General features: G+C 60.7%; 4 protein-coding genes and 2 pseudogenes. 4 read left to right on the top strand and 2 right to left on the bottom strand.

Features of this window, described 5'->3' with window-relative positions:
• A partial coding sequence (locus DH10_RS04090) for a Ulp1 family isopeptidase (protein WP_246811483.1) occupies positions 1-1,971 on the bottom strand: 1,971 nt, incomplete at its 3' end.
• 1,150 nt (positions 1,972-3,121) lie between these two features.
• On the opposite strand from DH10_RS04090, the pseudogene DH10_RS04085 reads away from it, so the two are divergent.
• Positions 3,122-3,407, top strand: a pseudogene (locus tag DH10_RS04085) (IS6 family transposase); the annotation flags it as partial.
• A gap of 123 nt (positions 3,408-3,530) precedes the next feature.
• Here the strand turns inward: DH10_RS04085 and DH10_RS04080 are convergent.
• Positions 3,531-4,499, bottom strand: coding sequence for a hypothetical protein (locus DH10_RS04080; protein ID WP_192246857.1), 969 nt, complete (start codon positions 4,497-4,499; stop codon positions 3,531-3,533).
• A 413-nt stretch (positions 4,500-4,912) separates the two neighbouring features.
• Between DH10_RS04080 and DH10_RS36635 the strand changes: the two genes are divergently transcribed.
• The 3 genes and pseudogenes from DH10_RS36635 to DH10_RS04070 form a co-directional block, all read left to right on the top strand.
• Positions 4,913-5,599, top strand: a complete 687-nt coding sequence (locus tag DH10_RS36635) for a hypothetical protein (RefSeq protein WP_246505995.1) — start codon at positions 4,913-4,915, stop codon at positions 5,597-5,599.
• A gap of 16 nt (positions 5,600-5,615) precedes the next feature.
• Entirely contained in the window at positions 5,616-6,443 is an 828-nt protein-coding gene (locus tag DH10_RS36630) for a hypothetical protein (RefSeq protein WP_246811482.1), read from the top strand.
• Positions 6,444-6,695: 252 nt separating this feature from the next.
• Positions 6,696-7,183, top strand: a pseudogene (locus tag DH10_RS04070) (hypothetical protein); the annotation flags it as partial.

Below are 7,183 nucleotides of genomic sequence, written 5' to 3'. Positions count from 1 at the left end.
CTTCGCCAGCGCCTCTGCGTTCTTGACCAGGGCCTTCACCGTCTGGGCGGCACCATCATGGCCTAGGATCTTGACGATATCCTCCATGCTGAGCTTCTGGCGCCCGAACTCCAGCTTCGCCAGCGCCTCTGCGTGCTCCAGCAGGGTGTCCAACGCCAGGGCTGTGCCCGGCCCGCTCAGGACCTTGATGATATCGCCCTTGCTAAACTTCTGGCCGCTGAAGTCGAGCTTCGCCAGCGCCTCCGCTTTGTCCAGCAGCGCCACAACCGCCCGCGCGGCACCGCGCTTTTTCAGGATCTTCAGTACATCGTCCTTGCTGAAGTTCTGGGCGCCGACCTCCAGCTTCGCCAGCGCCGCCGCGTTGTCCACAAAGGCTTTCAAAGCGAGCAATCCACCGGGGCAGTTGACAACGCGTTGGCACTCCTCGCGTGAGAGCCGAAACCTTGTCTCAAGGGCTTTACTCGCCAAGTCGCTAAACGTTTCAGGGACTTCCCTGCGCTTTGCCCCGTGCCGCGCCATCAGGGCCGCACGATCGGTTACGACGTTTCGAAGATCCAGCGATGCGCTCTCTGGCGGTTCCTTGTTCGTCAGCCTGGTCACCAGTTCGCGCGTAGCCGCCAACACCGCAACACCGCAGTCATATCCGTTGCGCTGCGGCGCTACATGCCCCTCCCGGTACCCTGCTGCCCCCAATTGGCGAGCGAGCTGGCCTGCAATAGAGAGCTGCGCAGAGTCCTTCAGCGAATCGTAATGAAGGGCCTGCGGCCCTTGGGGATGTCCCCGGTCGATGAACAGGAGCGACCAGTGCGTTCCTTCAGCTTCACCAGGCTGCCCATTATTCACCGGCAGGAACAGGAACCGTGTTTTTTGCCCGGCCGCGGTGTCATAAACGCCTGGCAGTGCTTCCTTCAGATCTTCTGCCGAGGCAAAGCGCAGCATCTGGACGACCGCGGGCGGCACAAAGTGGGTCTGGGCGGCAAATCTTGGGTAGATCTGTCGCAGTTCCTTGGCAAGCCGTTCGTAGTCTGCCTTGATATGCTCGTCGCCAAGCCATTCGGTTGCACCTAGTGCCAGAGGTCGCGCGCTCTCCAGCGCCGGAACCGCCGGATCGGCCTCCAGTGCCGCGCTGGCAGAGAGTTGGGGGCGCTCGGCGTGAGCGAGCATATGGTGTTCGTGCGGACTCGCTGGGAAACCGTCTCGGCCGAACAGCTCGACCATCTGCCGGGCCTGTCCGGAATAGTCCTGCGCTCTCTCAGTCGCTGCCCCGTCCACGGCAGGAGTGCTGCCGCTTGGCCCGGCAACGGGTTCCGACGGCGAAATAGGTCCCTGCGGTGGCATCAGTTGCGCGTCAAGCGCGTCCGGGGGGAGGTGTGGCTGCAGATGCTCGTGGGCCTGCGAATATGTTCCGCCTGCCACGCCCTCATCCGTCGGCAGAACAAGGTTGCCGGCGCGAGTAAGCGCATCGTGTTCGTCCGGACTCCTTAGGAAACCGTCGCGCCGGAACTGCTCGACTATCTGCTGTGCCATTCCGGAAAAGTTCTGCGCCTTGGCGAGCCAAGCCTGCGCCATCTCCCACAGCGGATGAGGCAACTCATCGACAATGATGCCAAAGGCCTGCGTGTAGTCGTCTTCTCTCGCGGTCGCTCCCCTGTCTACGGCAGGAAACCCTGGAGTGCTGTCGCTCGTCCCGGCAACAGGTTCCGGCGGCGAAACAGACCCCCAGGGTGGCATCAGTTGCGCCTCAAGCGAGTCCGAGGGCAGGTGGGGCTGCAGATGTTCGTGGACCTGCGGATACGTTCCGCCAGCCACGCCCTCCTCCGTCGCTGGAACGTTGCCTGGATGGCTGACTAATCCGATCGTGCTTTCCATGTCCACCGGGTCGGCGGTCGGCGGAGTGAGGCTCGTCAGGGCCTCCAGGAAAGCCCACGTTTCCGGACTGAAGTCACCGTCCTCTGGGGTCATGACAGCCATTTCCTGTTTCTTCGGTGATCCGTGTCGCAGCTCAATCGATCGCGACGGTAGCAGCAGGGTTGTAGAATTCCGCGATCAAGCTCCCTAAAGGTCTTCGGAGCGTCCTGCGGCGATGGGGGTGTATTGGATGTAGAGAGGGAAGGTCATGCCCGCGCATGATCAGGGAGAAGCCGTAGGAACGACAAAACATGTGGTGATGAAGCGGCACCATACCGGCGCGCGTTGCGGCCCCGGGCTGACAGATAGCTCGCGGCCTGCCGGGTGAAGGACGCAACGCATTCGATGACGAATGCCAGGGCACGTAATCCTCGCGTATCGCTGGCCGGCGGCAGATGGCGCGTAGCTTGTTGCGCGCTACACACACTGCTCGACCGACAGGCCTCTCTTCAATTGGGGAATCCAGATCCTCTCCCATGTCCACTTGCTCACGACGCAGCGCAATCGCCTTGCTGACGCGCAAGCCGTGACGAGGCTTCATCAGGATCAGCAGATAGTCGCGAATGCGAAGACGCCGTTTGCGGACGCCTCGAGTACGGTCCTGATCTCGGCCTTCCCTAAGAACCCATCCCGCCGCCCGTACCGTTGGTGGGGTCATCCGATCCACTCTTTGAACCTCGCTGTTGATAGCATCCGTGGTGTCTGACTACTTGGTTTGCCTGGGCCTGGCCCACAACGGCCGACGCCCAATTGACCTCCGCCTTTGTCTGCTCGACCAGAGAAGAGCGGTGCATCCGTGACCGGGCTGATCGGCCTTCACGTCTGTCGCCCTCGTAACGGCGTTTGCGTGAACGTCGGAAAACGCTCGTTAAGGCGGCGGTACAGCTAGCTTCCCGCGAATCCAGTTGCACTCCTCCGTTCTTTGGTCTGCACGTCAACCTCCTGATGCGCAAGCTGAGAGCCGTGCGCCAAACTACGCCATGACTGATCTGGTGATCTAGTTGCGGCGAGATTTGAGAAGATGGCTCAGTTCCCGAGTAGCAGTGAAGTCAATCGGTCTGTCCAATGCATATGAGATATGGGGTATGTCGATAGGTTATGCCGCGTATGGAGCGATGACCTTGATGGAGGTGAGTTTGCATGCAAATTCCGTGACGATCATCGGGGTTTTGTCGCAAACTATTCGGTAAGCTGATGCAGGCATGACGGCACTCTCAGCCTTCGCGACCCGGAGGAGATGATGGCCGAACGTGCGTGAGCGTCGATCATTCCACCGTGCGTCGGTGGGTCGTGCACTTTTCGCCGCAACTGCTGGAGCGGTTCAACCGGCGCAAGCGATCCGTCACTGGCAAGTGGCATATGGATGAGATCTACGGCAAGGTCCGCGGACGATGGACGTATCTCTATCACGCCATCGACAGCGTCGGCGACACGGTGGCTTTCTTCCTCAGCGAAACCGTGACCTATCGGGGGCGAAGCGCTTCTTTCGTCAGGCTCTTGCGCCCGACCTTCGACGTACCTCAGGAGCTCGGATTGCTTTGATACCTGCTCCTGAAGCCGGTCCGACGAACCTTCCTCATCGCCTATCGAGGTTGACGATCCACTGCTCAGTCATCGTTTTCTTACTGCCGGTAGAGAAGAATTTGGCTTCGTCCTTCTGGGCCCAACATGGCCGTGCACCGCTCCCCTCTGATGTAGATCGTTATCATTTGCTGGGATTGGCTCGGGAGTAGACCATGGTAGTGCAGTTGGCGCAACATTTCTATCGGCGCCCGAAAGCCGTCGTCCCAATTCGGGGGGACGTACTCTCCGAAATCGAAGGAAGCTGGCTGGTGATATGTCGAGCCGAAGATCGATGCCCCGAGGCCTTGATCCCACGTTGGCGGGCTTGGCTGATTTACACTTTCTGCCGGCGAATAGGGTGAAGGCATCCCCTGCCAAAAGTTCGCTGTATCGAAACTGTCGGCGGGCAACTGGCCGGCCTGATCCACTCCTGCCCAAAACTCCGCCGAGTTGAAGCTTTGCGGCGACGGGGCGGGTTGATCAGCCGCATCCGCCGCAGCCCAAATCTCGTCTTGATCGACACTTTTCACCGGTGAGGACGCGGCTTGATCCACTGGCGGCCACGAGCTGCCTTCCCCAGCGCGCGAACTTCTCTTCCGAAGCTCCTGACGGTGCCTCTCAAGCATACCCAATCCCCCGATGGCGCGCGGGAAAAGCGTTGTAGCATATTGGCGCAGCGAATCGCCATCAAGGCTAGCAAGGCTCAGCCCGAGAGGCTGGAGCGCCTTAGACAACGAACGGAGGGTGCTACGATAGGCTTTGATGGTATCCTTGCCCAGCCTCCCGCGAGCCGCCACAGCCGCCGTGTCGATGAGCCTCACGTCTTCATCAGAGACACGACGCCGCGGACTTTCGGCTGCTGCTTGCTGTGGCTCGGCTGGTTGCCCCGCTTCCTGCTGTTGCTGCAGCAAGTAGTAGTGCTGCATCCACGCTTCCGTGCCCTGTGCCCCGGTCAAGTCTTCGAACCACTGCGTCGGCTCCGGGGCGGGATCGTCGTCGTCGTCGGAAGCCTGTCCTGGATTTCTCATTGCCGTCTTTCCTGTAGCCAGATCAAAGATGTCCTATCCTACAGCCGGCCGAGCGTTCCTACCCATGCCAAATCCATATGCCATCATGCTCGTGAGACATGGTCAGGATCCTTGCCGAATCAACTGCGCACGACCGTTTCACGGGTCCTCGATCACCGGTTTGGAGCGACGGGTGTTCCCGGACCTCGTCTGACGGTCCGAAGGATTGCCTTGTCTATGAACCTCTCGGCAGTACGTTATGCCATGCTAAAAGCACCGGTGGCCACTGGCGGCCTGGACCTCACTGTCAAGCGAAGTGAGGATTTGACCCCGCATTGCCTCACGTTGATTGTTACCAATAGGGTCGCCGTCCCGAGGGGATGAAGCCGTTGTTGTCATCCTCATTCGGAGGCTGGATGGCGGGGCGGGGTAGCATGGCGACACGGTTGGAATTGATTGAAGCAATTGTCGAGCGATGTCGATCGAGCTGCCGGGCCGACAAACAACGGATTTTGGACGAGTTCGTCGCGGTTACCGGCTATCCTCGCAAACATGCGATCCGGGTATTGCGACCTCGCGCTTCCGGTCCCTCGCCCGCCAGACAATATCCGGTGCTTTATGGCGCCGAAGTTCTGGAGGCGCTGGTGGCATTGTGGGAGGCGTCCGATCGCCTTTGCTCGAAACGGCTGAAACCGCTGATTCCCATTTTGCTGCCGGCTCTTGAGCGGCATGGCCGGCTCGATCTGGATGGCGAACTTCGCGACAAGCTGCTGACGATCAGCGCAGCGACGATGGATCGCTTGCTTTCGGAAGTGCGTGCTGTAGCTCGCGGCGGGCAGCGCCGTCGCGCCGGACTGAGTTCTGCGGTGCGTCGGTCGGTTCCGGTGCGCACCTTCGGCGACTGGAACGATCCGGCGCCCGGATATGTCGAGGTCGACTTCGTTGCCCATCACCGGCACCTCTTCGTCCGGCAGCTTTGTGCAAACGATGGTCTTGACCGATATCGCCACAGGCTGGACCGAGTGCGTGCCGGGGCGGACGCGAGAAAGTGGTCTTGTCATCGCTGCTATCAAGCGGGCAAGGTCGTTGTTCCCCTTTCCGCTTCAAGGCGTGGACTTTGACAATGACAGCGCCTTCATGAATGAACTCGTGGTCTCCTGGTGCAGAAGTCAAGGATTGGAAGTGACGCGTTCCCGTGCTTATCGGAAGAATGATCAGGCATGGGTCGAGCAGAAGAACGGTGCCATCGTTCGTCGCCTGGTCGGCTATGGCAGGGTCATGGGTGCGGAAGCCACGGCGGCGCTTGTTTGTCTCTACGACGCAGTGCGGCTGCACGGCAATCTCTTCCAGCCCTCGTTCAAGCTGCGAGAGAAGACCCGTATCGGCGCGCGTGTGATCAAGCGCTATCATCCGCCAGCGCCGCTGGTCGAGCGTGTATTGGCCCATCCCGAGGTGCCGGAGGTCGACAAGGAGCTGTTGCGTGCGATGCTCGCAACGGCGGACCCGGTGATGCTGTTCACCGGCATCCGTTCGGCACAGGAAGATTTGGGAAGACGCGTCGATCGTCGTGGAGTGCAAGCAACGCCACAGGAACCGGTCGTCATCGATCTGCAGCGCTTCACCGCAAATCTGAAGACGGCTTGGCAGGGCGGTGAGGTGCGACCCACCCATAAAAGGCCTTATCGGCGGACAAAGCCTTATCCGAAGAGACCGAGCATGCTTGAGCCTTATGAGGCTCAGATTCGGGCATGGTTGGAGGCCGAGCCGACGCTCTCGGCGGCCCTCGTGCTGCAGCGGTTGATGAACCTCGATCAAACACGGTTCACGAACAAAAGTCTGCGGACGGTGCAAATAGCGGTGAAAGCCTGGCGTAAAGAGACAGCCGTTGAAATCATCAATGGCGACTGGATGGCGATCTCCCCGCTTCTTCAACCCGCTACATCGTTAGGTAACATTCTTCGGTGAGGCAACAGGGGGAGTCAGTTTCTCAATTCGACCGACAGCAGGCCTTTCTGACCATGTCCCGGGTGCATGATCGGATATGGATTTGACATGGCGAAGAACCGTCGGCGGCATTAGCATGGGGTGTTCCGTTGATTTGGCTCTGGAGAGACGGCATTGGTGAACCCAGGACAGGCCCACCCGAGCGCTACTTGCCAACAAGATGATATCACGCCGCCCGTGGCACACTGGGTCGAAGCAGTAACCGGGGCATCGGTGTCCTCCGTCGGCGATCCGACGAACCTCGACACCGCGGCCGTGCCGGAAGCATCGCTGGACCAAATCCTGGACGCCTGGGCTGCTGAAGCGGGACAGGGGGACAACGAGCAGCGGCAAGAGGCGGTGACACGAACCAGGGCCTGGGTTGAGGCCGGCGATGTCGATGCCCTACTGGACCTGTCACCTCTGTTCCTGACGAGTTTGCCCGCCCTCCCGGCCGAGCTCCAGGTGCTCAACGTCAACAACAACGATTTGACCAGCCTGCCCGCGAGCCTCCCGGCCGGGCTCCGGCGGCTTGACGCCAACCACAACCAGCTGACCAGCCTGCCCGAGCAGCTCCCGGCCGGGCTCCAGTGGCTCTATGCCAATGGCAACCGGCTGACCAGCCTGCCCGAGCGCCTCTCGGCCGGGCTCCAGCGGCTCTACGCCGACCGCAACCAGCTGACCAGCCTGCCTGCGAGCCTCCCGGCCGGGCTCCAGGCGCT

The organism is Mesorhizobium silamurunense (assembly GCF_014843825.1).
Taxonomy (GTDB): Bacteria; Pseudomonadota; Alphaproteobacteria; order Rhizobiales; family Rhizobiaceae; genus Mesorhizobium; species Mesorhizobium silamurunense.
The sequence above is the reverse complement of the archived record's forward strand: the minus strand, read 5'-3'. Positions and strand labels throughout refer to the sequence as shown.

Coding starts and splice junctions, on each gene's coding strand:
- DH10_RS04080 (WP_192246857.1), bottom strand. CDS start 4,499: ATGAGAAATCCAGGACAGGCTTCCGACGACGACGACGATCCCGCCCCG.
- DH10_RS36635 (WP_246505995.1), top strand. CDS start 4,913: ATGGCGACACGGTTGGAATTGATTGAAGCAATTGTCGAGCGATGTCGA.
- DH10_RS36630 (WP_246811482.1), top strand. CDS start 5,616: ATGAATGAACTCGTGGTCTCCTGGTGCAGAAGTCAAGGATTGGAAGTG.